This is a genomic window from Pedobacter sp. JCM 36344 (assembly GCF_046546555.1).
Classification (GTDB): Bacteria; Bacteroidota; Bacteroidia; order Sphingobacteriales; family Sphingobacteriaceae; genus Pedobacter.
The window spans coordinates 55,970-82,799 of record NZ_JBKHKK010000010.1; the positions used below are offsets into that span (position 1 = coordinate 55,970).

Here is a 26,830-nt window from a genome sequence, read left to right on the forward strand (position 1 = left end):
TTTGAATTATCATATATTAAAAGCTGAGGCTCAAGACTTTATTACTAAACACCTCAATGATGATGTGCATAAGATTGCTTTGTCTAAAAGCTCCATTAGTGGTATTAATGCTAAAGAACTTGCAAATCAGATAGCCGCTAAGAAAAAATCTCAGAGAAAACTTCCTACATGGTTCAATACTCCTCTTGTCTACTTTCCGAATGTGCTGTCAATAGAACAGACCTCATCAGAAGTCACGGCAGCCTATAAGGCTAAACTGACAGTCGGAAACACACTTATTGATGTAACAGCTGGCTTTGGTGTGGATAGTTACTATTTCTCTAAAACGATGAAAAGTACCGTGCATTGCGAGATCAATGAAGAATTACTTCAGATAGCAGCCTATAATGCCGGAATATTAGGTCAGAAAAACACAGAGTTCGAAAACATAGATGGACTGACATTTCTTAGAGAAAACGACACTCATTTTGATACGATCTATATAGATCCTGTAAGACGTGGTGCAACAGGAAAAGTTTTTATGCTAAGAGATTGCAGTCCTAATGTAGTGGATAATGCAGATTTACTCCTGGAGAAATCCAATCGTGTAATTGTTAAAACGGCGCCAATGCTGGATATTACTGCGGGACTTAACGAGCTTAAGAATGTTTCAGAAGTCCATATTGTGAGTGTTCGTAACGAAGTGAAAGAGCTGCTTTGGATTTTAGAAAAAGGTAATCATCCATCGGTCAAGATTATCGCAGTAACGATAAATGATCAACTCAAGACTTTTTCATTCGACAAAGATGAGGAACAAGAGCTTATTCTTCTTGATTCTGAGCCAAACAAATTTCTGTATGAACCTGATGCAGCGTTATTGAAAAGTGGCGCTTTCAACCTGATTGCCAAAAGGTATGGTCTTAAAAAATTACATTCACAAACCCAGTTATATGCATCCGATGTAATCAATCCAGTCTTCCCTGGTCGTATTTTCCAAATCAATAGAATCATTTCGCCTGGAGAACTTAAAAAGGAAAGACAACTTTTTGGGAATGTGATTGTAAGAAACTACCGCGATACGCCTGAAAATCTGATAAAAAAATACAAGATCAAATCAGATGACAAAAGATTCCTGATCTTTACAGAAACTAAGCAGTCAGGCTTCGTCATACTGGAAGCTGACATTATTCAACACTATTAACTACTTTCCTCTAAGGGTTTACATAAAAATTAAATGTTAAAATTTCTATTTTAACATTCTTTAACATTTCACAAAAACCTAATTTTCAATGTTTTAGTTATGTTTGAGTTACCTCTAATAAACTCAACATGATAAAAAATTACCAGAAACTAAATAACATTGTCGGTCTAGTGCTATTTATAGTTGCTGCGTCGGTCTACTTTTTAACCATGGAGCCAACCGTCAGCTTCTGGGATTGCGGCGAATTCATCGCAGCATCTTACAAGCTTCAAGTAGGTCACCAGCCTGGAGCACCGTTATTTTTAATGATCGGCAAATTGTTTTCAATGCTGGCAATTGGCAACACAGCTAAAATCGCATACTGGATGAACTTTAGCTCAGTTTTGTTCAGTGCTGCCACGGTGACCTTCCTCTATTGGTCAATTACCATGCTCGCTTCAAAAGTGATTCAGTACAAAGGAACGACCTCTAGTACCCTTTCGGTTATTTCTGCGGGGGTTATTGGAGCATTGGCTTTTACATTTTCAGATACTTTCTGGTTTTCTGCAGTTGAGGCGGAGGTATATTCCTTATCACTATTATTCACTGCTATAGTATTCTGGGCAGCTCTTAAATGGGAAAGAAACCTGGACAATCGCTGGCTCGTCCTGATTGCATTTGTAATCGGACTTTCCATTGGTGTACACCTATTGAGCTTACTGGCAATTCCGGCTATAGTACTCGTTTATTATTTCAAAAAAACGAGCAAAGTCACTCTAATGGGTATCTTTAAAGCGATGGGAATTGCTGCTGCAATATGGATCACAGTTCAGAATATCGTGATCCAGTACTTTGTTCTAATGGCAGCAAAGCTTGATATCTTCTTTGTCAACACACTAAAAATGAGCTTTGGTACAGGAGCAGGCGCTTTTCTGCTGGCAATTATAGTGACTTTAAGTTACGGCATATATTACTCCGTAAAACATAAAAAATACAATCTTAATCTTTCCTTGACCTGCCTGACCTTCGTAATTTTCGGATTTAGTTCCTATTTCCTAATTATTATAAGAGCGAATGCAAAAACTACTTTAAACCTATCTAATCCAGACAATGCTTTGTCTCTTTATAAATATCTCGGACGTACTAATTACGGAGATACTCCCCTGCTTTACGGCCAAACATTTGATGCAGATGTAGTCAACTATAAAGAAACTGGAATCGAATATAGGACAGGTGAGAAATCCTACGAAATATCTGGTAAAACCTCCAAACCGGAATTTGACAAAAACCTCCTCTTTCCAAGAACCTATAGTCAAAAGCCAAATCATAGTGAATTCTACAAAGATTGGTTGCATCTGGAACCGGGCCAAACACCAACTTTTCTTCAAAATCTAAGCTTCTTCACTAGCTATCAACTGGGTTTTATGTACTGGCGTTATTTCTTCTGGAACTTTGTAGGAAGACAGAATGACATTCAATCGTATGGTCCCTCAAATGATGGAAACTGGACATCAGGCATTAAACCCTTAGATGCCATCAGATTAGGAAACCAAAGCAAGCTACCTCCCAGCATTATTAATAATGAAGGCCACAACAAATTCTATGGTCTCCCTCTGGCTTTGGGAATCATGGGTATCATTTTTCTATACCGTAAAAACCGCAATGACCTGGCAATTGTCGCAACATTGTTCGCCTTTACCGGACTCGCAATAATAGTTTATCTAAATCAGGATCCTATGCAGGTTAGGGAGCGAGACTACGCATATGTGGGTTCATTTTATGCGTTTGCAATCTTTATTGGTCTTGGTGTACTTGGGATTGAATCCTTTCTATCAAAGCTAAATATGCCGAAAGTAAGTCTTGCAATGGCGTCTTTAACTTGTTTGTTTGCAGTACCATTCCTCATGGGAGCAGAAGGCTGGGATGAGCATGACCGCTCTAATAAGACTACTGCGTTAGACTGGGCTAAAAATTATTTAAACTCTTGCGCACCAAATGCAATTCTATTTACAAATGCAGATAACGATACCTTTCCGCTTTGGTACGTCCAGGAAGTTGAAGATTATCGCACTGATGTACGGGTAGTAAATATTCAATATCTGTCGGATGGCAATTATATCGAACAAATGTTGAAACAGTCTGGTAAATCTGCCCCATTGCCAATCAGATCTGACCCGAAAAAATATATCAAAGGCAACAGAGAATGGATGCCCTACATGGAGTATGGTTTTACTGATAGTGTAGAATTAAAGGACATCTTAGCAGTCATGACCTCAGATGCTCCCGAAGACAAAGTCCAACTCTCTGATGGTAGCATGGAGAATTTTTTGCCTACTAAAAAGCTTAAGCTGACTATTGATCCCGCCCAGATAATTAAAACGAAGACGTTAGCGGTAAAGGACATAGCAAAAATAGCGTCCACAATAGAATGGACATATAGAGAAAATGTAGTATTTAAAGCCAACTTGGCAATCTTTGATATCCTGGTTAGTAACAACTGGGAGCGGCCAATTTATTTCGGAACCAGTATCAGTACTGACAGCTATGTAGGTCTTGAGAAATACTTATATCTTGAAGGTTATGCCTACAGACTATTACCTGTTAAATCTTCTGTTCCTGATAAGGAATTTACAATGGAGGGACAGACCAACACTGACGTAATGTATGACAACATGATGCAAAAACTGGATTTCCAAGGTTTCAAATCTGCTAAATATCAAGATCCTGAGAGTAGAAGAATTGCCGGTATGACAGCAAAGTACATGAACAACCTCAGTGTAAATTTATTAGAAGAAGGGAAACCTGATAAAGCTAAGCAGCTGATGAATAAGGCTGTAAAGCAACTTCCTTATAAGATTTATTCAATTGAAGACACGCTGATAAAAGTTTACACAGTTAATAATCTATATGCTGTAAAAGAAAGTAAAACTGCCAATACGTTGTCGCGAAATACGGCAGCATTTATAGTCGATGAACTATCCTATATCGCATCGCTGGATTCTAGAAGAAGAAATTCATATGGCAGGGAGATTCAAATTGGAGTGCAGGTACTGGCTAGCTTAGATAAGATGGCTACTGATAACCATCAGGCAGATCTAAGTATTTACCTAAAACAGATTCTTGAAAAGATACAGACTCAATTTGGATAATAACTTCAAAAGCAAAAAGCCTCCTGAATGTATTTCGGGAGGCTTTACATTATTTATTCGGTTGAGGTGTGGTACGAAGATAAGGCTTGATTACCTTATGACCTTTTGGAAACCTTTCCGGAATATCCTCAGTTTTAATACTGTTCATAACTACGACATCATCACCGTCATTCCAATCTGCAGGTGTTGCAACGCTGTACTTTGCAGTCAACTGTAAGGAATCAATAACTCTCAATACTTCATTGAAATTACGTCCAGTGGACGCAGGATAAGTTAGCATAAGTTTAACTTTTTTATCTGGAGAGATCACAAAAAGTGAACGAACGGTTAGCGTTTCCGAAGCGTTAGGATGAATCATATCATATAGATCAGCGATCTTCTTGTCTTCATCAGCAATGATCGGAAACTCTACATTTGTATTTTGAGTTTCATTAATATCCTTAATCCAGCCTTTATGAGACTCGGCAGAATCAACACTCAAAGCCAACACTTTAACGTTTCTTTTCTCAAATTCACCTTTAAGTAAAGCCGTTCTTCCAAGTTCGGTAGTACAAACAGGCGTATAATCCGCAGGATGCGAAAACAGAACGCCCCAGCTATCTCCTAGAAATTCGTAAAAATCAATATCTCCAATTGAAGTTTGTGCTTTAAAATTGGGAGCAGGATCCCCTATTCTTAAACTCATAATTTTATATTTTAGTTGTTAACGATAACAAATACAAAGTAAATAATAATGTCTACAATTTAAGTATACTTATGTTAAAATAATTGTTCCTGATTTGTAATATCTCCTTGGTCACTCAGGAATCTAATCTCTGGTATATTTGCACCAAGGTGTTTGTTGAATTGCTGGATAGTGTAATTTGCCAATATTGGTGTATCCTTCTCATCATGTTGATGGAGAAAAAAATACACCTTATTCAGGCCCTTGTCCAACCAGTTTTTTATTCGGAGAACCCATTCGTCTACTCGTGCAAAATCTGAAGCCTGATACGCCATTCCATTACCAACAAATCTTATAAATACTTCAGGGATCGTTAGTTCCATGTGAACGCAATCCCTTCTACCACTTGCATCAGTGATGATGGCACCTTTTTTAACCCTACTCAGCATCTCAAAAAGTTGTGCTCGGTATAAGGGATCTGAAAACCAGCTTTGATGTCTCAACTCTACAAAAACTTTCAAGTCTACAGGTAAAGTGCTCAAATAATTTTCAAGAATATCAAAGTTTGCCGGAGAGAAGTTATCCCCTAATTGAAGAAAGCAAGGGCCTAAGTATTCGCCAAATTCATAGATACTGGAAAGATATAGGTCTGTAGCTACATCGGCGTCCTTTAGCCGCTTAATATGACTTATAGTACGTGAAAACTTTGGGCAAAACAAAAAACCATTGCTTGCATTTTCATCCGCTTTAGCCTTCCATTTTCTAATGAGATCAGCCTTTGGAATACTGTAGAAAACTGCATTGAGTTCTATTGAATTGAAATGCTTGACATATTCGTCAAGAAAATTTGCCTCCTTAACTTTAGGCGGGTAGATCATATTCAACCACTCCTTTCTTCCCCATTTGGCACAACCGACGTAGAATTGAGGGTTCTTGTCAGTGATCAAGCCACCTAATGTTATACTGGTTTGAGCTCCATCTGGCGGTAAAGTAAAGTCAACACTGATTAGTTGTTCATCAGTTAATTTTCCAAAATCCATAGCCTAAATTTATAAATTATCTTCAAATATTTTTTAAAGATGTGAAGATATAATTCACACTATGATGGTTTGCACTTGACTTAGATACCCCGATTGTCACCGGGACAACGGTACATAATGTACGTTACTTATAAACTTTTACCATGAAGATAAAGTCCTGCATTTTCTCTGCCTGGCGGGTTTTAGTAAGCCCCTGTAATGAATTCTTCTTGTTGAACTTAACCTGTCCTCCTAAGGAATCATTAGGGATCATGTTAAGGATTTCTTGAATATATCTACTTTTTACTGCAAATGTTGCACCGTCAACTAGTTTTAATTTAGCTGTAATAACTCCGACAATGTTTCCATTCTGATCAAGTAGTGGGCCACCGCTATTTCCAGGATTTACATCGATAGACACTTGGTATTGCGTTGAGTCTGTTCCACTATATCCCGTTTTAGAACTCACGTAACCTTTAGCATACACCGCATCATCTTTAGGAAATCCTAATGTGTACACATCTTCGCCAATACCAATCCCATTTTGTTTTAAACGATATGGTAATGCAGGAAGCTTAAAAGACTCATCAATAATTTTGAGGATAGCAAGATCATATTGTGTATCTCGTCTATCAACTTTAACTTTATATTGGTTGCCTTGCGTATCTTGAACATAAACAGAATCTGCACCATCAACAACATGTAAATTTGTTAAGATATACCCGTTGGTTGTTAAAGCAAAACCTGTACCTCCGAAGTTGGCAGGTTTCAGATTTTTATTAACAGCGGTAGAGTTTATTTTTCTAATCAGGTTGTTATTGGAGTTTTTAAGAATTGCTAAATCGCGTTTTACAAGTTCTACACTACCAATTTGCTGTGTATTCTGCTGAATGGAATAAAGCATCACCAAAGTTAGAAGTATGAATGATGCGGCCACACCAATTGCTGCTCTGTTTTTACGCCATATATTAATGATGAAGGAAGGATGAGGACCTAATTTACGGCTAAGACCATCTACATCGATCTTCGAATGTGCCACATTCATTTTGCCCTTTAAATCAATCATCGCTGCATAATTTTTTAGCGATCCCAAGAAAGCCTTATGAGCTACAACCTTATGATCTACGCTGGGATCATTAGCACGCATTTGCTCAAAAGCCTGTAATTCGGCCTCATTAAGTTTACCAATTAGGTAATCTTCAATTATACTTTCTAAATTCATTTCGTTCCTCATCACCTTATGACTGAAAAAATAACTTTTTTAATCTCTGCAAGCATTTGTATTTTTGAGTTTTAGCGTTATCGGTATTAGTATAGCCAAACTTTTCAGATATGTCGTGCATCGATAAATTGTTTAAATAAAAATCCTGAATAATTGTTTTACATGGTTCTCCAAGATGAAGGAGGGCAGATTGCATTTTGTCAAATTGCTCCTCTTTTTGCTCATGATCATCAATATCAACGTCAGTAGCGATTATATCCTCAAAGTCTGAAACGTTATTGGTTTTTTTGCGTTGCTGGGCAAGCTTCTTTAACCAAATCCTTCTGCAAACTGAGTATATATAGGTTTTTAGTTTACTACTTAATTCAAAATCTCCGCTTTTAACTTTATTGTATAAAACAATAATTCCTTCCTGGTAAACATCCTTGGCATCATCTTCGTCACCGTTGTTATTCAGGATAAACTGTAGTATCATTGGGAAATAACCCACATACAACTTGTTTAGCGCATCATCCGAATTGTTTAAGATCCCTAAAACAACTTCTCTATCCGTTGGAACTGAACTGCTTAACTTATTACTCACCAATTAATACATTTAAACGTGAATGGTAACCCAATAATAAGGAAAATAATATTTTTATTTTTTTAAAACTCTTGGGTTACCTTTTAATATTTTAGGTATTAATCTGTAAAATTAATTAATTACTTTAAATAGAATCAAAATGAAAAATGCGTTTAAATTTGGCTTTTTAGCTTTAGCAATCACTTTGTCAGTAGCAGCTTGTAACTCAGAAAAATCTGGTGAGTCAACTGATACTTCATTGTCTGATACTGCCACAATCACTACTACTGTTGATACTAACATTACTGATTCAACTGTAAAAGATACTGCTATCACTGTAACTAAAGACACAACTAAATTGTAGTCTTAGTTTAACCAGTATAACAAAAAGAGCGTATCCAGCTATTGGATACGCTCTTTTTTTGTGCCAAAAATCTTACCTTTGCGGCTATCAAAACCAATCTCATGAATCTTTCTTCACTACAAGCAATCTCCCCTATCGATGGTCGTTACAGAAATACCACTAAAGACCTCTCAAAGTACTTCTCGGAATATGCGCTAATAAAATATAGGGTATTTGTTGAAATCGAATACTTCATTGCCCTTTGCGAACAAGGACTCCCTGGGCTTAATAATTTCGATAAATCAAGCTATGCACAACTCAGATCAATTTATGGATCTTTTAATGAGTCAGATGCTCAGGAAGTAAAAGACACAGAAAAAGTCACTAACCACGATGTCAAAGCTGTAGAATATTTTTTAAAAAAGAAATTTGATGAGCTTGGGTTGACAACATATAAAGAATTTATCCACTTCGGCCTCACCTCTCAGGATATCAACAACACTGCTATTCCATACACTTTTAAATTATCATTAGAAGAGGTTTACTATCCAAACATTACGCTTCTTGTTCAAAAAATTAGGTCATTGGCATCTGATTGGAAAGATGTTCCACTTTTAGCGCATACACATGGACAGCCTGCATCTCCAACAAAGTTGGGTAAGGAATTTTTAGTTTTTGCAGAGCGGATTGAAGTTCAACTTAAAAATCTCAAAGCATTACCAAACAGTGCAAAGTTCGGCGGTGCGACCGGAAACTTCAATGCGCACCACATCGCTTATCCATCTATTAATTGGGTAGAATTCTCGAACAACTTCGTAAACGAAACATTAGGACTAGACCGTGCTCAACATACTACCCAAATTGAGCATTACGATCAATTTGCTGCGCAATGCGATGCTCTAAAAAGGATCAATAACATTATCATCGATATGGATCGGGATATCTGGGCCTACATATCTAAAAATTATTTTAAACAAAAAATTAAAGAGGGTGAAATAGGATCATCTGCAATGCCACATAAAGTTAACCCTATAGATTTCGAGAATGCTGAAGGAAATGCTGGTATGGCTAATGCTTCATTTGAATTTTTTGCAGCCAAACTTCCTATCAGCAGGTTGCAAAGAGACCTTACAGATTCAACTGTGCTCAGAAATATCGGAGTACCAATCGCCCATACCCTGATCGCAATAAATTCTACGTTACGTGGCCTGAACAAAATTCTTCTGAATGAGGACGCCATAAACGCAGATCTTGAAAATAACTGGGCCGTTGTAGCAGAAGCTATACAAACGATATTAAGAAGAGAAGCGTACCCTAATCCATACGAGGCGCTGAAAGATCTTACAAGAACCAATCAAAAGATAACGGCAACCACAATGGCAGACTTTATCGATGGACTGAATGTGACCGACGACCTTAAGTCTGAACTAAAAAATATCACTCCATTTAATTATACTGGGGTGTTTTAGTTAAATGACCTAAAACAGACACCCTCATGGACAATTGAAGAATTGAATTAATTAATTTTGTATCAAATTAAAGGACAATGACTATTAACGTATATACAGAACAGACCCCTAATCCTGCCACAATGAAATTTATGGTCAATAAGTTATTGATCAACGGAAGTGAAGATTTTCCCACCAGAGAATCTGCTGAACAGTCTCCATTCGCTAAGGAATTGTTTAAGTTTAATTTCGTTAACGGCGTCTTCTTTGCAAGCAATTTCGTAACTATTACCAAAACTGAAGATGCAGAATGGGCTGATCTTGAACCTATCTTAAAAGAGTTTGTAAAAGGTGCTGTAGAATCTGAATATAAAATTAAAGAAGAAACCAGTGATGAAGTTGCGGCTTTTGAGGGTTCTGACCTGGAGATCAAAATCCAGCAAATTCTACACGATTATGTCCGCCCGGCTGTAGAGCAAGATGGTGGTGCAATTAGCTATAAGTCTTTTGATGAAGGTGTAGTTACTGTAGAACTTAGAGGTTCATGCAGCGGCTGTCCATCTTCCACTATCACTTTAAAATCAGGTATCCAAAACTTACTACAAAGAATGGTTCCTGAAGTGAAAGAAGTCGTATCAGAATCGTTATAGAAAATAAAAACTTAAGGTACATGGAAAGCTAGCATTTAAAATTGCCGGCTTTTTTTGTGTACATTGGATTAATAGTAGCTAAAGGGTTACCTTTAGCTGAAGTTAATAAAAGCTCTTAGTGAATATTCAGTAATATTGCAAAAAGCTTGGGTTTTGCTTTCCTCGTCGTCGATCCCTCTTCAATATATCCCAGGCTCCTCGTCGCTTCAGAGCCGACTAGAACACGATGAGATAGCGAATATAACCCCAATAGGAAATGTATAAAGCCAAAGCTCAGTCTGAGTTCAGTACCTCGTCAACCTGAGCTCACTGCTAACAGACTATAAGTTTGAGTTGAAGTGTTCCTCCATCATGTCAAGGATTTCTGTATGGATCAATCCATTTCCTGCTAAGATTTCCCGGGTTTGCAAGAATTCATCGCCTCCTGTAAAATTCGTCACTGAGCCACCGGCTTCCTGAACCAGGAATGCACCGGCTGCTACATCCCAGGAATTTAAGTTATACTCAAAAAATGCATCAAATCTTCCGCAGGCGACATAAGCCAAATCAACTGCAGCAGAACCAATCCTTCTTAATCCGTGGCATTTCTGCATTAAAGTAGAAAACAGTTGCATGTACTGGGGCTGCTTATCGAATTGGTAATATGGAAATCCGGTAGCAAGAAGGCATTCAGAAAGCGATGTTCTTTTGGAAACATGAATGGCTTTGTTATTTAAAAAGGCACCACCGCCTTTATAAGCTGAAAACATCTCTCCACGGTTAATCTCATAGACAACCCCAATAACGGGTTTTCCATCCTCGTATAATGAGATGCTAATTGCATATGTTGGGATTCCATGAATAAAGTTGGTTGTGCCGTCTAATGGATCAATGATCCAATCGAACACTTCGCCTTTGGTGTTAATCGTATCTTCCTCAGTAGTAAACCCAGCTTCCGGTAGTATCTTAGACAGGTTTTTCACAAGTAGTCTTTCTGCCTGTTTATCAACGTAAGAGACCAAGTCATTCAGACCCTTAAACTCTATTGAATCGGAATTAAAGCTTAAAGATTCCTTTCTGATAAAGTTTCCGGTTAGACGGGTAGTTGCGATAACTTTTGCACACAGTAGTTCGTAATCCAAGGCATCTAAATTTTAGTAACTGGCTAATTTTTCTTTGTTCTTAACTGCATTAATTACGAGAAGTAGGCCAGATAGAAATAATAAACTCGAAATTAACTCCGCCTGCGTAAATGGAATTCCTGCGACATTATAACGTGAGTTAACTCGGATTAGCTCCACGCAAAAACGTTCTACACCGTTCATCATAAGATAAATGCCGAACATCATTCCTGGTGATTTTAATAAATGGCGGATTTTCCATAGAATCAGAAATAGGATGAAGCAGACAATTACTTCATAGAGCGGTGTTGGGTAAACGGGCTGGGCAAGTTCACGACAAAACTTACCTACGCAATTTGCGATGGGTTCCCCCTCATTTGCAACGTTATTAGGATAAGTATAAGCCCAAAGCCAGTCTGGTAACCAAGTAAATGGCTTAGGGTTTAGGTTAGCAATACCCCAGTCACCATCTCCGGACATATGGCAACCTATCCTTCCAACGCTGTATGCGAGCATCATTCCAGGGCCACCAATGTCTAGCATATGCAGCGGTTTGATGCCATTTTTGTTAGCTATGTACAATACAGCTGCGCCACCGCAAATCAAGCCTCCGTAGAAAGTTAATCCGCTAAAGGACAATAAGCTTCCAATAGGGTCCTGTATAAACGTATCCCAGTGCTCCAGGTTATCAAATATCTTTGCACCTAGAAATCCCCAAACGGCAGCCCAAACGATGAGGTTTCCCATTAATTCATAAGGATGCTGCGTTACCTCTACTGTCTTAGGCGCAGGTAATTTATGTGCGTTTTTTTCTTTATAATCCCAGTAAACGAAAAGAGCGGCAAAGATAATTCCGCCAAAGAAATTACCTTTGAGGGATAGTAGAACTGTTTGGGCATCACTAACAAAGAGCTGATAGTTTAAAAGCGCGTAGACCAGCTTGTAGCCGATCAGGAACCCAAATATACCATTGCCAACAAGTTCTCCAGCACTCGCGGGTTGGCCAATAACTACTAATTTTCTGATTGAATGGAGTATCCCTAAAGCTTCCTTCCTTTTGAATTCCTGCGTAAAAGCCCAATATCCAGCCACGAAAGCAAGCGCAACAAAAACCCCGAAAGTATTGAATGGCAGAGGGACCTGAACACCAAAAATATATTCTATAAAATGAGATACTGTGGGAAACATACGGATAAAAATTTATGCGAATATATGATTAATGCGCTAAAAATTTTTCTGTTTCGGTAACTTCTACCTCGCCATCCGCAGTAAGTGAAACAAGATTTACGGTTTTAATTTCGTTAACCATCACTGGGTCATATTTGGCTTTTACTTTCACATAATTTTTAGTGAAACCATGCATAAAGCCATTCTTTTGATCATCTTCAAATAATACTTCTCCGATAGAGCCAAGTTGACCTTGATAAAACGCCCTACGCTTTTTATCTGATAAGATGTGCAGCATCTTGCTTCTATCTGCTCTGGCACTACCTGCAACAACACCTATCATCTCTGCTGCTTCAGTTTGGTCACGCTCAGAATAGGTAAATACATGTAGGTACGAGATGTCTAATCCATTAAGAAATTGATAGGTATCGAGAAAATCGGAATGTGTTTCACCAGGAAACCCAACAATTACATCTACTCCAATGCAGCAATTTGGCATGACTTCCTTGATTCTAGCAACACGCTCCGTATATAGATCCCGACGGTACCTTCGCTTCATCAATCCAAGGATCTTATCTGAGCCGGACTGCAGGGGAATATGGAAGTGTGGAACAAACCTTTTCGAAGCTGCTACAAATTCAATAATCTCATTACTCAACAAATTTGGTTCAATAGAAGAAATACGGATTCGCTCTATGCCTTCGACTTCGTCCAGGGCCTTAACAAGGTCAAAAAACTTATCTTCTCTGTTCCCATCCCTGATTCCGAAATCACCAAGATTCACCCCAGTTAAAACAATCTCTTTGACACCACTTCGTGCGATCTGTCTTGCCCTGTTTAGCACGTTTTCTATGGTATCACTTCTGCTTCCACCCCGAGCCAAGGGAATAGTACAATAGGTACATGGATAGTCACAGCCGTCCTGAACTTTAAGAAAAGTCCTGGTTCGATCTCCAATAGAGTACGCTGCAATAAAATTATGGTTTACTTTCTCAATGTTCTGCTGGTGAACTATAGCTTTTGGTTGTTTGGTCAGATCAGAAATGTATTCAACAATCCTAAACTTTTCCGCTGCTCCCAACACCATATCCACGCCCTCAATGTCAGCAATTTCAGCAGGCTTCAATTGTGCATAACAACCCACGATTGTTACATACGCATTTGGAGCGTATTTTAACGCCTCCTTTACCACTTTTCGGCATTTCTTGTCAGCATGTTCAGTAACGGAACAAGTGTTAATCACATACACATCGGCCCCATCTGTGAAATCTACAACTGCATAGCCGGCATCCGTAAATAACCTCCCGATAGTTGAAGTTTCTGAAAAATTTAACTTACAACCTAATGTATAAAATGCAACTTTCCTCATTGAATAGGCAAAGTTAAGAAGAATTTTGATAATAGTAGGACTAGCATCAAGTCGCTACTCATTCCAGCGGTAAGCATCTTGCTCGAGGTCTGCTAGATCAATAATTCTACTTATTACAGTTTGTGCTACGTCTTCCAGATTTTTAGGGATGCTATAAAATGAAGGATTAGCTGGACAAATAATACCGCCAGCCTCAGTAACTACCTTCATATTGTTGATATGAATAAGGCTGAAAGGTGTATCCCGAACAACGGCTATCAATTTTCTACGTTCTTTAAGAATCACATCTGCGGCGCGTGAAATAAGGTCATTGGATATCCCATGTGCAATCCGTCCAAGCGTGCCCATCGAGCAGGGAATAATGATCATTGTATCGAACTTCGCAGATCCTGATGCAAATGGTGCATTGAAATCCATCTTCTGATAAAAGTCAAAAGGATAATTCGCGTAGGCCGTATCTCCCAACTCAAAGCGCCAAACTTCTTTAGCATTGTCTGACATTACCACTCCGACTTTGTCAATTTGATCTGTTAGCTTCTTTAGATTATCGAATAGCACTTTGGCATATATTGACCCGCTTGCACCAGTAATAGCGACAATGATTTTCTTCTTTTTCATAGCGCCATAAAGATACGGAACGTTGCCAATAAAAAAGGGCCGAATATAAATATTCGACCCTACATCTACCTATGAAAAACATACCCCCTAAAGGGTAAGCTCAAATATAATTATCTTTTTTGATAAATGAAAGTTTAAAGGATCTTTTTTTAACGACTTAAATGTAGCTATTGGTTAAATACGAGAATTATACAGCCAAATTAGTATTGTGCGATATTGTCATAAATCCTAGTAAATAATTTAAAATTGTGTATTAATTAAAGATTTTCTATTTTTAGATTTCAGTAGCTAACCAAATCAAATGAAACCGCAACTTTTAAAAGTATCGAATAACCCGGTACATTCATTTAGTGTCAGACGTGATGAGGTTCCATACATTAATAACAGGTGGCATTATCATGCAGAAGTTGAGTTGATCTACTTTAAAAAAGGAAATGGCACTCAATTTATTGGCGATAGCATAAAAAGATTCAGCTCTGGAGATGTGCTATTAGTCGGGGCACATTTACCCCACTATTGGAGATTTGATGATGTTTATTTTAAAGAGGATAAGAAAACGAGTGCAGACGTCCTTGTGGTTCATTTTAACGAAAATTTCTGGGGAAATCAATTCCTTGCTCTTCCAGAAAACAAAATCCTAAAAACAATATTAGAAAAAGCACAGCGCGGAGTCCAGGTAAATGAGAAGTCAAAAAGACATATCGGCGACTTGATAGAATCCATTTTGCTTGCAGAGGGCACTAAAAAGATAATCAATCTGATGGAAGCACTTGCGGCAATAGAAAACTCATCCAATCTTACGCAGTTATCCTCTATGGGGTTTAAACATGATTTTGAAGACACCGAGAACGACAGGATCAATACCATTTACAATTACTCATTGGCAAATTTCAAGCGGAAGATCCAGATGGAAGAAATGGCCGGAGTGGCTAATATTAGTCCCAATTCTTTTTGCCGGTACTTTAAATCGAGAACCAGAAAGACTTATACTCAGTTTATTAGCGAGATCAGAGTAGGCCATGCCTGTAAGTTATTGATTGAGGACAATATGAATGTCAAGCAAATCTGTTATGAAAGTGGCTTTCATAATTTTGCAAGTTTTCACAAACATTTTAAAGTAATTACTGGAAAAAGCCCGCTGTCGTATCAGAAAATATATTTAAACAAAATATAATAGATCTTATCTACCCATCCAACCACCGTCCACAGTCATCACATGCCCATTCATATAGCTGGAGGCATCTGACGCTAAAAATACAACTGGTCCCTTGAAATCAGAAGGCTCTCCCCATCTTGCAGCAGGGATTCTTTCCATGATTGAGAAACTCCGATTCTCGTCTTCCCGCAAAGCAGTCGTATTATCTGTCGCGATATAACCTGGAGCTATAGCGTTAACATTAATGCCTTTAGCAGCCCATTCATTAGCAAAAGCTTTAGTTAGCTGTCCAATTGCTCCTTTACTAGCAGCATAACCCGGCACATTAATCCCCCCCTGAAAAGTCAGCAGCGAGGCTGTAAAGATAATTTTCCCTCTACCACGCTCAATCATCCCCTTCCCAATTTCCCTTGCCAAAATAAATGGAGCGGTCTGGTTGACTGCAATCACCTCATCCCAATATGCATCAGGATGATCCACAGCGGGCTTTCTTAATATAGTCCCAGCGTTATTTACCAAAATATCTATAATTGGATGTTCTTTTAAAAGCAACTCCGTAAATGAAAGCAAAGCAGGTCTATTACCGAAATTACATTGATAAGCATAAAACTTTCTCCCAAGTGAATTTACCTGAACCGAAACCTCGCTTCCTTCGAACTCTAGATTGGCAGAAACGCCAATTATGTCCGCTCCAGCTTCTGCTAAAGCTTCAGCCATCGCCTTCCCTATACCCCTCTTACAACCGGTGACTAATGCTGTTTTTCCTTTTAAACTGAAGAGATCTAAAACTGACATGGTATTAATTGATTTTTATCTCTAACGGAGAATTAATTGTGCTTTTATATAAATTCAAGTAACGGAACCACTCTTCAGCAGTGCTGATAGCTCCTGCTTTATTCCAGGCCGCTCCAGTGTAATAAATAACGGCTTCTCCATTTTTAGACATGGTTTCCTGCAGCAAATGCGTTTCTGTTTCTATACTTTTATTTGAAGGACTAAGCATAATTGTGCCTATTCCCAAGACCCCGTCCAGCCCGTGCTCTGGCTCCCAATAACCTAAAACTCCATTGTTATTAACAATTGAGGATATTGTTCCTTTTTCCTTTCTTTTTACGATACCTACGACCACTGGTAATAAGCCATTGCCATTGGAGAAAGAAAAGGTTGCTTCTACCCTATTAAGCTGAGAACCTGCATCCAAGCTAAATTGTTTAGTAACTTTTACCAGGGTGCCCTCAACATCCCATTCATCATATTCTAATTGAAAGCTAAAGCGTAAAGGTCCCTGGTCCAGTATTTTCCATTTTCTGTAGTTTTTAGGAAAGGCTATTTTTCCTTCAACATATGGAGCAACATCACCAGCACCAAGGGTGAATCCAACATTGTAATAATCAAGGCCATCACCATGATCTGCATGATAATCTCCAGACTTGTACCACTTATTAAGGATTAGTTTATCAGTTCGCTTAGCCCAAACATCAATTCCGTATGCATTTTCATTTGTAGCCTCTAGCGCTTTACCATACATTCTAAAAGCAACTTTATCATTTTCCCATGCAAAATCATCCTTTCGTTCAGGAACATATCTACCAAAAACTTTTGGAGTCAAGGTAACGGGTTTTCCATCTACAATTTTCAGCTTTAGTACTTTTCCTGCAGAAATGGTAACCTGGACTAAAAGATTCTGGATAACAGGCAAACCCTTGTATTCCAATTGGAATGGTAGTTCGATATTATCTTTTCCTAAAACTTTGAAGTTTTCAGACTTTATTCCCGGGTATTTTGAAACGATATCATTCCATTTAATGCTGACAATCTCCTGTAAACGAACTGACGGTGTTAACGGACTTTTAATTACTATCGTGAGGCCCTGCCTTTTTTGAGCTATTGTTACAACATAACTCAGCAACAAAACAATTAGCAGCGATAAATACTTCTTCATAACAATTATTTAAGATCAGTTATTGCACAATGGTCCATATCCCCATAATCCAAATTCTCTCCCGCCATGCCCCATATAAAAGTATAATTGCTGGTACCTGCACCAGCATGAATCGACCAATTTGGCGAAATTACTGCCTGTTCGTTTTGCACCCAGATGTGTCTGGTTTCCTGGGGCTCACCCATAAAGTGACAAACACTTTGTCCAGTAGGGACTTCAAAATATAGATACACTTCCATCCGTCTGTCGTGGGTATGCGCTGGCATCGTGTTCCATACACTTCCAGTTTTCAGTTCAGTCATTCCCATTTGGAGCTGGCAGGTTTGAATTACACTATTTACCAATAATTTATTGATTATACGATGGTTAGCGGTCTCAAAAGTACCTAACACCACTACTTCGGCATCATTCCTAGTAACTTTTTTTGTAGGATATGCATGATGCGCTGGCGCAGAATTGATATAAAATTTCGCCGGATTAGCTGAATCTGTTGAACTGAAAAATACTTCTTTATTTTCTTTACCTAGGTACAACGCCTCTTTAAACGCCAAGTCAATGCTAAGTCCATCTACAATTACAGCACCTTCTCCACCAACGTTTATAATACCCATCTCCCGTCTTTCAAGAAAATAGTTTGCCTTAAGGTAATCAGGATTAGTGAGTCGTACGATATCTTTAACCGGCATGACTCCACCGACAATGTACCTGTCGTAATGAGAAAGGGTCAAGTTAATTTCATCGGACTCGAAAAGATTATTGATCAAAAAGTTCCTTCGCAGTAATGACGTGTCCATTTGTTTCACTTCGTTTGGACTCACTGCAAATCTACTTTCTAACATATTGCTCATTTTTTTAGTCTCAATTAGGATTTTTTACTTACTGGCAAGCTAAACATTATTTGAGAACTTTAAAATACCAGCCTAAATACTAATGAAGCATTCCTGTAAAAAATCCACAATCATTTGGAAATAAATCAAACTTTTTAAGTTTTATACTTCTTATATTTACTGCATGACCGTCGGACTATTTGTACCCTGTTATATTGACCAATTCTATCCAAATGCGGCTATTGCCACCCTTAACCTTCTCCAGAAGTTAGGCGTAAATGTGGTTTACCCAACAAAGCAAACCTGCTGTGGACAACCAATGGCCAATTCGGGTTTTGAACATTTAACTAAAAGCTGTAACGAGCTCTTTATAGACAACTTTGCTGAATTTGATTACATCGTATCCCCTTCCGGAAGCTGCACATTGCATATCAAAGATCACCTTCATTCAGATAAGAGAGAGCCCGAAGCAACAGGGATTCGTAAGAAAGTTTATGAGCTCACAGAGTTTCTAACGGATATTTTGAAGGTAGAAAAGCTCAATGCTAGCTTCCCCCACAAGGTTGGTGTACACCAAAGTTGCCATGGACAGCGTGGACTAATGCTAGCACAAATGTCTGAATTAGTAGCCGCGCCGTTCTCCAAGCCCCTTCAATTATTAAATATGGTTGACGGTCTGGAGATAGTTCCCTTGAACAGACCTGATGAATGCTGTGGTTTTGGAGGTACCTTTTGCGTTGCTGAAGAAGCTGTATCAGTAAAAATGGGTAAAGATAGAGTCGAAGATCATTTAAACAATGGCGCTGAATTTATAACGGCAGCAGATATGTCTTGCCTTATGCACATGGAAGGCATCCTAAAAAGAAAACAGAGCAATGTAAAGGTCATTCACATCGCCGAAATATTAAATGCATCGCAATAAATGGGAACTACGACAAAAGACCACGCTGAGCTATCAGATATTTTCAATAAGGATGAAGACAGGGTAAACTGGCACGATGAAACGCTTTGGTTTGTAAGAGCCAAGCGGGATAAGGCTGCTCATAACATTCCTGAATGGGAAGACCTTCGGGAAAATGCCTCACAAATCAAGGATAATGTATTATCGAATCTGAGTCAATATCTGATTAGCTTTGAGGAAAAGGCTCAAAAGAATGGAATTATAGTCCATTGGGCAGCTGATGCTCAAGAGCATAATAAAATTGTACATCAAATATTGACTGATAACGGTATCAATCGAATCGTAAAAAGCAAGTCAATGCTTACGGAAGAATGCCACCTTAATGAGTACCTGGAGCACAATAACATCGAGGTAATTGATACGGATTTGGGAGAACGCATTGTTCAACTAGCTAAAGAAGCCCCCAGTCACATTGTGCTTCCATGTATTCACAAGAAAAAAGAAGAGATTGCTGAACTTTTCCATCAGCATCTCGGCACACCAAAGGGGGAATCCGATCCAATATTTTTAACAGCAGCAGCAAGAATTCATCTAAGGGAAAAGTTTATAACTCGTAAAGCTGCCCTGACAGGCGTTAACTTTGCTGTCGCAGAGACAGGAGAGTTTGTAGTTTGTACAAACGAAGGCAATGCAGACATGGGCGCTCATCTTGCCGATGTTCATATTGCCTCCATGGGCATAGAAAAGATCATTCCCAAACGCAAACACTTAGCAGTTTTTCTGCGCATTCTGACCAGGAGTGCTACCGGACAACCTATCACAACCTACTCCAGTCATTTTAAAAAGCCAAGACCCGGGCAACAAATGCACATTGTTTTAGTAGATAATGGCAGAACAACGCAGCTAAGCCGACCAGATTTCCGCAGTTCATTAAAGTGCATCCGTTGTGCCGCTTGTATGAACACTTGTCCAGTATATCGCAGAAGTGGTGGACATAGCTATCATACGGCAATTGCTGGGCCTATTGGATCCATACTTGCGCCAAATCTGGACATGAAGGAGTATGCTGATCTACCATTCGCCTCGACGCTTTGCGGATCCTGTTCAAATGTTTGTCCGGTTAAGATAAACATTCATGAACAGCTCTATAAATGGCGCCAGGTAATCGTTAAAGAAGGATATGTGGATCCCAAGAAAGCAATGGCAATGAAAGCAATGGAGTTCACGCTCTCGAACCCGGGTGTTTACAAAACTGCAGGCAAGGCAGGTCGTTGGTTTATGAAACATTTACCGTTTACCGTCAATAACAACATCAATTCTTGGTACAAGCAACGTGATATGCCCGAAGTACCGAAAGAATCTTTCGGCGAATGGTTTAAAAAGCAAAATGATGACAAGTAGAGAACGTATTTTAAATCTGGTAAAGGCAAATCAACCTGATTTCTTGGAGCTACCCGAGATTTTTCCATCATGGAAAACGGAGTCATCATTAACAGAATCATTCAGTGCAATTCTAAAGACTATTGGTGGTACGATAGTTCCGTTAAATAATCTTGAAGAAGTTGCACTATACATATCAGCACAGTTTGGCGAAAAATTCCGTATCATATCAATGCTACCGGAACTTGCTGATGTAACAGAATCTGATTGGAAAAATAAAGACCCACATAAATATGAAAACGTTGATCTTGCGATTATAAGTGCTCATTTTGGAGTAGCAGAGAATGCTGCTGTCTGGATTACAGAAGAGTTGATGCATCAGCGGGCAGTTCCATTTATCTGTCAGCAACTAGCAGTGGTTGTTTCCGCGAAAACATTGGTTCCTACGATGCACCATGCATACGATCTTATCGGCGAGGCAGACTATGGTTTTGGAACTTTCATAGCCGGTCCATCAAAAACAGCCGATATCGAACAGTCTTTAGTGCTAGGGGCCCATGGGCCAAAAAGTATGATCGCTTTTTTACTTCCTTAAACTGAAGTATTCTTCAGCATTGTAGTAACAAATATCACTGATTATTTTGCCTATCCATTTGTGGTCATCGGGCAACAATCCGCTTTCCATTTCCGAACCAAATAGATTACAAAGAATTCTTCTGAAATACTCGTGTCTTGAATACGATAAAAAGCTTCTTGAGTCCGTTAGCATTCCAATAAAATTACTTACAACTCCCATATTGGAGAGTGTATTTAATTGCTGCTCTATCCCATCTTTTTGATCTAAAAACCACCAACCGGAGCCAAATTGTATCTTACCCTTCGTGCCACCTTCGGCAAAATTACCTGTCATCGTTGCAAAAAGTTCGTTGTCTGCCGGATTGAGATTGTATACAACAGTCTTTGCCAACTGGTCTGTCATACTTAGGTTACCTAAAAAAGCAGACATCCGCTCTGCCTGTTTAAAATCGCCTATTGAATCATAGCCTGAATCCGCTCCTAGTTTGCTCAGCATCCCTAGATTGTTATTGCGTATAGCACCTAAATGAAACTGCTGAACCCAGCCTTTCTGATGGTACAATTTGCATAATGCCGTGAGTATATGACCAGCAAATGCATCTGGATTAGAGAAAGTAGTATTTTCACTTTTTAGAAATGAACGGAATTCTTGCTCTTCTTTCCCAGTTAGTTGTGTTTTTAGGGGCAAGGAAGATAGCCCATGATCTGAAATACTGCAATTATTTTGCTCAAAATAATCTAGCCGTTTAGCCAGGGCAATTAGCAAGGTATCAATATCCTTAATCTCTATCTCAGAGATACGGGAGAGTTTCAAAATATAATCACGAAAGCCCGGATTTCCGATCATTAGAGCCTTATCAGGCCTAAAAGAAGGCTTAACAACCACCTGAAAATTAGATTCCCTAATTGCAATGTGATGTTGGAGATCGTCGCATGGATCATCTGTAGTACCAACCATTTTCACATTGAAATGCATTAATAAACCCTGTGTAGAGAAAGCAGGTTCTTTAAGCAATTCGTTACAAGACTCATAAATACGCTCTCCAGAATCAGCATTAAGGTAATTATTGATCCCAAACGGATTCTTTAATTCCATATGTGTCCAGTGAAATAGTGGATTTCTGATGGTTGAAGGTACAATTTTGGCCCAGGCCGCGAACTTATCTTTATCTAACGCTGATCCGGTAATGTACTTTTCTTCGACACCCAACGCCCTCATCCCGCGCCACTTGTAATGATCGCCCTTTAACCAGATTTCAGTTAAACTACAGAATTGTTTATTGGCCGCAATCTCATCGGGAGGCAGGTGATTGTGGTAATCAATGATTGGCAAATGCTTTGCGTAGTCGTTGTAAAGCAATTCCGCAGCTTTATTAGTCAGCAGAAAATCTTCCGCGATTACGTTTCCTTCTTTCATACAAAATTCGCATTTATGATTCCAAATTCCAGACCTCTCAGTTCAGCCAATCCTTTTAACCTTCCAATACCTGAATATCCAGGGTTGGTATTCTTGTTTAGGTCATCGAGCATCTGGTGACCGTGGTCAGGCCGCATTGGCAAACTAATTTTTCGACGCTGTTGAATCGAAAGCAATTCCTTTACTACGCCGTACATATCCACATCACCTTCCAGATGGTTATCCTCATAAAAATCTCCATCTTCATTCCTCTTTGTGCTTCGCAAATGGATAAAGTGAATCCTATCTCCAAATGCTTTCAGCATCTCAATAAGATCGTTATCTTCTCGAACACCAAATGATCCAGTACAAAAACACAAACCATTTGCAAGAGAAGGAACCGCACTAAACAACCGTTGTAACATATCGGAAGTGCTCACAACTCTCGGCAAACCAAATAAAGGATATGGCGGATCATCAGGATGGATGGCTAGCTTGATTCCAACAGCTTCTGCAACAGGTGTGACTTCCTTCAAAAACGAAATTAGATTACCACTTAACTGATTGGCATCGATGTCATCGTAAGTATTCAATGTTTCCTGAAACTGTGTGAGTGTAAAACTTTCTTCACTTCCGGGGAGACCAGCAATGATATTTCTCTGAAGCAACAATTTTTGGGCTTCATTCATCTCATGATAACTTTTCTTACCACGTTCTAATTCCTCTGCAGTATAATCGCCAGTCGCACCTGGTCGTTGTAGCATAAAAACATCAAAAGCAACTAATGCGGCCTTCTCGAACTTCAGTGCCTTAGCCCCCGTAGCCAGCTCAAAACTTAGGTTCGTTCTCGTCCAATCCAATACCGGCATAAAGTTGTAGGTCACCACTTTTATACCGCAAGATGCAAGATTTGAGATGGACAGCTTATAATTTTCAATATAAGCTTCAAAACCCGCCGCATGTGTCTTAATAGATTCGTGAACAGGAACACTCTCCACTACGTTCCATTCAAGCCCGGCCTCCTCAATCATCTGCTTACGTAGCTGAATTTCGCTTACAGTCCAGGCCGCGCCATTAGGAATATGGTGTAAAGCGGTTACCACTCCACTGCAACCAGCCTGTCTGATATCACATAATCTCACGGAATCCGAAGGACCGAACCACCGCATAGTTTGCGTCATGCTATAAATCTTCTTTACTTCGCTCATTCCATTATTCTACTTGTGCAAAAAAGCAGGACTAGATGTCCTGCTTCAGTATTTAAAGATAAAATATGTTTAATTGATTCCTGTCATTTATCGTCGAAAACGTTTGCGCCAAGTTTATATTATTTAACCTCGTATCTGAAAATCTGGCGACCTAAGATACCCTCTGCATTTATGCCTTCAACCAATACGCGATGTGTACCAAGTCCATCTGAATTAAAAAAGCTAAACTTCGCTTTCCCATCCACACCAGTCATAACGGAAGGATTCCAGTATAATGTCGACCTTAAATCCGCAACGCGGCTATCATTTCCGTCATTTTTGTAAACCGGAGAATAGAATTCCCTAACAATATTATAACCTCTAGGACTTATGTTAATTACATTAGGCGTGTAAGTTGTACGCAACATACCTACCCCTCTCCTGGTAGTAAATGAAAGTGCAGCTCCACCAATCATATTAATTAATGCCTGATTGGTACGTACAATATCTAACCGATCAATGTCAGCCGGATCTATTTGGAAGAAATCCTGACTCTCGCAAGGACTAATCGGTCGTCCATCGACCAGAATTTTCATGACCTCATTTCTACTAACAGCTACGAAAATCAGACCACATTCTTCGGAATCATCCTGTCTGAATTGAATATTCGGAACCCGGAATTTTAACCATTCCAAGAGATTCATAAAAGTTACATCACCTTGTTGAAACCTCACGGTCTGATCAGCATGGCCGTCCATAATCATGTCCAAACCGAATCTCCTCTTCTTTTTACCAGAAGTAATCTTCACTTCCTTCAGCTGCTGCGTACGACCTAACATTCCACGTTTTTGAATATCTTCCTCTTGCTTCTTGCTATTGTCAAAGGACGCTTGTAAGGTTTTGCGAAGGTCAGTATCCAAATCACCACGATTCGGATTAGGGGTCATTATTTCCTGTCGCACCTTATCTACTGAAATTTCCACATTTTTACTCCCTTTTTCACTTAGACCGCTCACCGTGAACTTGAGCTCATTAGTCATCAATAAATCGCTGAACTTGAAGCTACCTGTTGCATCTGTGATTTGTGTTCCTATCAACCCTAGCTTATTGTTCATTAGCACCACTTGTCCCCCTATTACCGGAAGTGCCTTTTTATTTAAAGTCACCAGTTTTCCTTTGATCTCGGATGTAAGCTTCTCCGCTTTAAATGGCAGGTTCATTGGATTAGCAGACATAATGTCTTTCCAGGCAAATCTTCTGTAGCCCTGAGTCATCATCAAAATATCCAAATTAGTTTTGGTATCGATTGAAGGATTGCTAAAATAGTACCCTGGTTTTTCAATATATCCTTTAATGTCTGAGCTCAATAGTATATGCGATAAAATACTCGACTCTTTAGTTTCATCAACTGGCACTGATGCTTCATTAATTACAGACACGGAAAAATCACCTCTTAGAGGCGTACTTTTCTGATCTAGGGCCTCAAGCGTAACCTCAATTTTTTCTTTTGGTGCATATGTTTGTTTAGTTGTAGAAAGCTTCAGATTCATTAGATCATTACTTTGCACAAAAGCAATTCTTTCATTAATTGGATCTCCAGCTGCAGAGAATAAAGTAAACTGTACTATTCCCGAAGGAAGTTCCTTAGTAGGGATCATTATGGAAAAAGCTGGTTTATTAAGAGGGATTGCACTAGCATAATGTACACTTCCACCGGTTTGCGCCACCAGGCTTAATGATTGTCCCGCAGCTACTGCAGCTTTGCTTGCGTTTACCCTTACTAAAATAGTATCTGTTTCAGGATTATTAAATACGCTCAATACGTAACCATTGTCAATTGCAGCAGGAAGCTTAATTATCTTTTCAGAGCCATCAGGATAAGTTACTTTTGCCTGGTAGCTCTTTCCAGCCTCAGGTTGCAGTCTGAAGTACCCCATACCGAAATTAGCAGCTTCAAATTCAGCTACCGTAGTATTAGATTCGTCAGTAACAATCCCCTTTACAGGAACTCCTATGCCCTGAGGTCCAGTCGCCTTAAAAGCTACGCGACTTCTTAGGCCATTAACTAGCGGTCCACTTTCAGGGAAGAATTGCACATCAGTTTGAGAAGAAACCGCATTAACCGCGAAATCCTTAACAATAACCTCTTTATCTATCGTATTAATTTTGGTATGTATTACAGTACCATCTATCTTTCCAGATTTTCCGGGTTGTAATACCACTCGCACAATGCCCTCACCATCTGTCTTTTTTGACTGACTAGTAATCACTTCATAATTTTCCAACAAGTCGTAATTAACACTCTTGTTGATCATAGGCTCACCTTTGTCATTGGTGTAAGTCAACACAGCGGTTACCACATTCTTAGCGCCGTCTTTACTAAACTCGTAGTCAATCTTAGCGAATACGGGGTTGGTAACTGAATTACCTATACTGAACACTTTATCGTAATAATAGCTCGATCCAGCATTACGCATCCACTGGGTATAAGCTCTGATTCGGTAATTACCCTCCCTAAAACTGCTATCTGCAAGCACGAAATTGCCTTTACTCTTCCCTGCAGTAATAGGTAGTTTTAAAGCAGTAGCAAGGGAGTCCGACTCGGTAATGAGGTCAACAAACAAGGCGCCACTCATTGCAGACAATTGATGCTTGTTACCTATAGTAACATAAGCCTTAAACCAAATGGTATCTCCCACTACGTAATACGGTTTATCAGTCTGTAAATAAACTTTTTCCTGAGGATTGGTATCGTTCCACTTTTGCAACGCAGTTACAATGTTGTCTACAGGATCTACGCCTTTCTTAATAAAAGCGAATGAAATTAACGAAATAAGGGCTAATGCGAGAACTGAGCGTTTAAAATTCATAAAGAGAGAATAAGTGAATTGGTTAGAAGTATCTAATATAAAAGAAAAATAAACTATCTACCAACTATTTAATCGTAAAGATTTCCTTTAACACACCGCTAACTTTAACTATATCTTTCCTTTGG

23 protein-coding genes are annotated in these 26,830 nt (G+C 39.0%); 9 read left to right on the plus strand and 14 right to left on the minus strand.

Features of this window, described 5'->3' with window-relative positions; translation table 11 throughout:
* Position 1 precedes the first annotated feature (1 nt).
* A complete protein-coding gene (locus tag ACHFIZ_RS11220) occupies positions 2-1,180 on the plus strand; it encodes a hypothetical protein (RefSeq protein ID WP_410885827.1) in 1,179 nt (392 codons plus the stop codon).
* A 128-nt stretch (positions 1,181-1,308) separates the two neighbouring features.
* Positions 1,309-4,308 (plus strand): DUF2723 domain-containing protein, encoded by a 3,000-nt coding sequence (locus ACHFIZ_RS11225; RefSeq protein ID WP_410885829.1) that lies wholly within the window; start codon positions 1,309-1,311, stop codon positions 4,306-4,308.
* Positions 4,309-4,357: 49 nt separating this feature from the next.
* Here ACHFIZ_RS11225 and ACHFIZ_RS11230 read toward each other — a convergent pair whose 3' ends face one another.
* The 4 genes from ACHFIZ_RS11230 to ACHFIZ_RS11245 form a co-directional block, all read right to left on the minus strand.
* Positions 4,358-4,993, minus strand: coding sequence for a peroxiredoxin (locus ACHFIZ_RS11230; RefSeq protein ID WP_410885831.1), 636 nt, complete (start codon positions 4,991-4,993; stop codon positions 4,358-4,360).
* Between the two features lie 74 nt (positions 4,994-5,067).
* A complete protein-coding gene (locus tag ACHFIZ_RS11235; protein WP_410885833.1) occupies positions 5,068-6,012 on the minus strand; it encodes a DUF72 domain-containing protein in 945 nt (314 codons plus the stop codon).
* A 124-nt stretch (positions 6,013-6,136) separates the two neighbouring features.
* Positions 6,137-7,225: a S1C family serine protease gene (locus ACHFIZ_RS11240; protein WP_410885835.1), complete on the minus strand. Its 1,089-nt coding sequence runs from the start codon at positions 7,223-7,225 to the stop codon at positions 6,137-6,139.
* Positions 7,226-7,229: 4 nt separating this feature from the next.
* Positions 7,230-7,796, minus strand: coding sequence for an RNA polymerase sigma factor (locus tag ACHFIZ_RS11245; protein WP_410885837.1), 567 nt, complete (start codon positions 7,794-7,796; stop codon positions 7,230-7,232).
* A gap of 139 nt (positions 7,797-7,935) precedes the next feature.
* On the opposite strand from ACHFIZ_RS11245, the gene ACHFIZ_RS11250 reads away from it, so the two are divergent.
* The 3 genes from ACHFIZ_RS11250 (at position 7,936) to ACHFIZ_RS11260 (ending at position 10,216) form a co-directional block, all read left to right on the plus strand.
* Positions 7,936-8,139: a hypothetical protein gene (locus ACHFIZ_RS11250; protein WP_410885839.1), complete on the plus strand. Its 204-nt coding sequence runs from the start codon at positions 7,936-7,938 to the stop codon at positions 8,137-8,139.
* Positions 8,140-8,240: 101 nt separating this feature from the next.
* Entirely contained in the window at positions 8,241-9,587 is a 1,347-nt protein-coding gene (purB, locus tag ACHFIZ_RS11255; RefSeq protein ID WP_410885841.1) for an adenylosuccinate lyase, read from the plus strand.
* 77 nt (positions 9,588-9,664) lie between these two features.
* Positions 9,665-10,216, plus strand: coding sequence for a NifU family protein (locus tag ACHFIZ_RS11260; RefSeq protein ID WP_410885843.1), 552 nt, complete (start codon positions 9,665-9,667; stop codon positions 10,214-10,216).
* 320 nt (positions 10,217-10,536) lie between these two features.
* Here ACHFIZ_RS11260 and ACHFIZ_RS11265 read toward each other — a convergent pair whose 3' ends face one another.
* The 4 genes from ACHFIZ_RS11265 to ACHFIZ_RS11280 are packed head-to-tail and all read right to left on the minus strand — an operon-like array spanning position 10,537 to position 14,470.
* The gene (locus ACHFIZ_RS11265) at positions 10,537-11,337 is read right to left on the minus strand and encodes an inositol monophosphatase family protein (RefSeq protein ID WP_410885845.1); all 801 of its coding nucleotides are present in this window, start codon (positions 11,335-11,337) and stop codon (positions 10,537-10,539) included.
* Positions 11,338-11,349: 12 nt separating this feature from the next.
* Complete coding sequence (locus tag ACHFIZ_RS11270) at positions 11,350-12,504, minus strand: prolipoprotein diacylglyceryl transferase (protein ID WP_410885847.1); 1,155 nt, start codon at positions 12,502-12,504, stop codon at positions 11,350-11,352.
* A gap of 28 nt (positions 12,505-12,532) precedes the next feature.
* A complete protein-coding gene (mtaB, locus tag ACHFIZ_RS11275; RefSeq protein WP_410885849.1) occupies positions 12,533-13,852 on the minus strand; it encodes a tRNA (N(6)-L-threonylcarbamoyladenosine(37)-C(2))-methylthiotransferase MtaB in 1,320 nt (439 codons plus the stop codon).
* A 54-nt stretch (positions 13,853-13,906) separates the two neighbouring features.
* Positions 13,907-14,470, minus strand: a complete 564-nt coding sequence (locus ACHFIZ_RS11280; protein ID WP_410885850.1) for a UbiX family flavin prenyltransferase — start codon at positions 14,468-14,470, stop codon at positions 13,907-13,909.
* Between the two features lie 301 nt (positions 14,471-14,771).
* On the opposite strand from ACHFIZ_RS11280, the gene ACHFIZ_RS11285 reads away from it, so the two are divergent.
* Positions 14,772-15,644: an AraC family transcriptional regulator gene (locus tag ACHFIZ_RS11285; RefSeq protein ID WP_410885852.1), complete on the plus strand. Its 873-nt coding sequence runs from the start codon at positions 14,772-14,774 to the stop codon at positions 15,642-15,644.
* A 6-nt stretch (positions 15,645-15,650) separates the two neighbouring features.
* Here ACHFIZ_RS11285 and ACHFIZ_RS11290 read toward each other — a convergent pair whose 3' ends face one another.
* The 3 genes from ACHFIZ_RS11290 to kduI are packed head-to-tail and all read right to left on the minus strand — an operon-like array spanning position 15,651 to position 18,416.
* Positions 15,651-16,421 carry an SDR family oxidoreductase gene (locus tag ACHFIZ_RS11290; protein WP_410885854.1) on the minus strand — a complete coding sequence of 257 codons (771 nt, stop codon included), beginning with the start codon at positions 16,419-16,421 and terminating at the stop codon, positions 15,651-15,653.
* A gap of 4 nt (positions 16,422-16,425) precedes the next feature.
* Positions 16,426-17,568: a DUF4861 family protein gene (locus ACHFIZ_RS11295; RefSeq protein WP_410885856.1), complete on the minus strand. Its 1,143-nt coding sequence runs from the start codon at positions 17,566-17,568 to the stop codon at positions 16,426-16,428.
* A 5-nt stretch (positions 17,569-17,573) separates the two neighbouring features.
* Positions 17,574-18,416, minus strand: a complete 843-nt coding sequence (gene kduI, locus ACHFIZ_RS11300) for a 5-dehydro-4-deoxy-D-glucuronate isomerase (RefSeq protein WP_410885858.1) — start codon at positions 18,414-18,416, stop codon at positions 17,574-17,576.
* Between the two features lie 163 nt (positions 18,417-18,579).
* On the opposite strand from kduI, the gene ACHFIZ_RS11305 reads away from it, so the two are divergent.
* The 3 genes from ACHFIZ_RS11305 to ACHFIZ_RS11315 are packed head-to-tail and all read left to right on the plus strand — an operon-like array spanning position 18,580 to position 21,271.
* Positions 18,580-19,317 carry a (Fe-S)-binding protein gene (locus tag ACHFIZ_RS11305; RefSeq protein ID WP_410885860.1) on the plus strand — a complete coding sequence of 246 codons (738 nt, stop codon included), beginning with the start codon at positions 18,580-18,582 and terminating at the stop codon, positions 19,315-19,317.
* Positions 19,318-20,697 carry a lactate utilization protein B gene (locus ACHFIZ_RS11310; RefSeq protein WP_410885862.1) on the plus strand — a complete coding sequence of 460 codons (1,380 nt, stop codon included), beginning with the start codon at positions 19,318-19,320 and terminating at the stop codon, positions 20,695-20,697.
* Positions 20,684-21,271, plus strand: coding sequence for a LutC/YkgG family protein (locus ACHFIZ_RS11315; RefSeq protein WP_410885864.1), 588 nt, complete (start codon positions 20,684-20,686; stop codon positions 21,269-21,271). Before ACHFIZ_RS11310 ends, ACHFIZ_RS11315 begins: the two co-directional genes overlap by 14 nt.
* Here the strand turns inward: ACHFIZ_RS11315 and uxaC are convergent.
* The 3 genes from uxaC to ACHFIZ_RS11330 all read right to left on the minus strand — a co-directional run bounded on the left by uxaC (position 21,260) and on the right by ACHFIZ_RS11330 (position 26,705).
* A complete protein-coding gene (gene uxaC / locus ACHFIZ_RS11320; RefSeq protein ID WP_410885866.1) occupies positions 21,260-22,669 on the minus strand; it encodes a glucuronate isomerase in 1,410 nt (469 codons plus the stop codon). The two genes, ACHFIZ_RS11315 and uxaC, sit on opposite strands and share 12 nt — an antisense overlap.
* On the minus strand, positions 22,666-23,856 hold the full coding sequence (uxuA, locus tag ACHFIZ_RS11325; RefSeq protein WP_410885868.1) for a mannonate dehydratase: 1,191 nt from the start codon (positions 23,854-23,856) through the stop codon (positions 22,666-22,668). Before uxuA ends, uxaC begins: the two co-directional genes overlap by 4 nt.
* 119 nt (positions 23,857-23,975) lie before the next feature.
* Complete coding sequence (locus tag ACHFIZ_RS11330; protein WP_410885870.1) at positions 23,976-26,705, minus strand: TonB-dependent receptor; 2,730 nt, start codon at positions 26,703-26,705, stop codon at positions 23,976-23,978.
* Between the last annotated feature and the right edge of the window lie 125 nt (positions 26,706-26,830).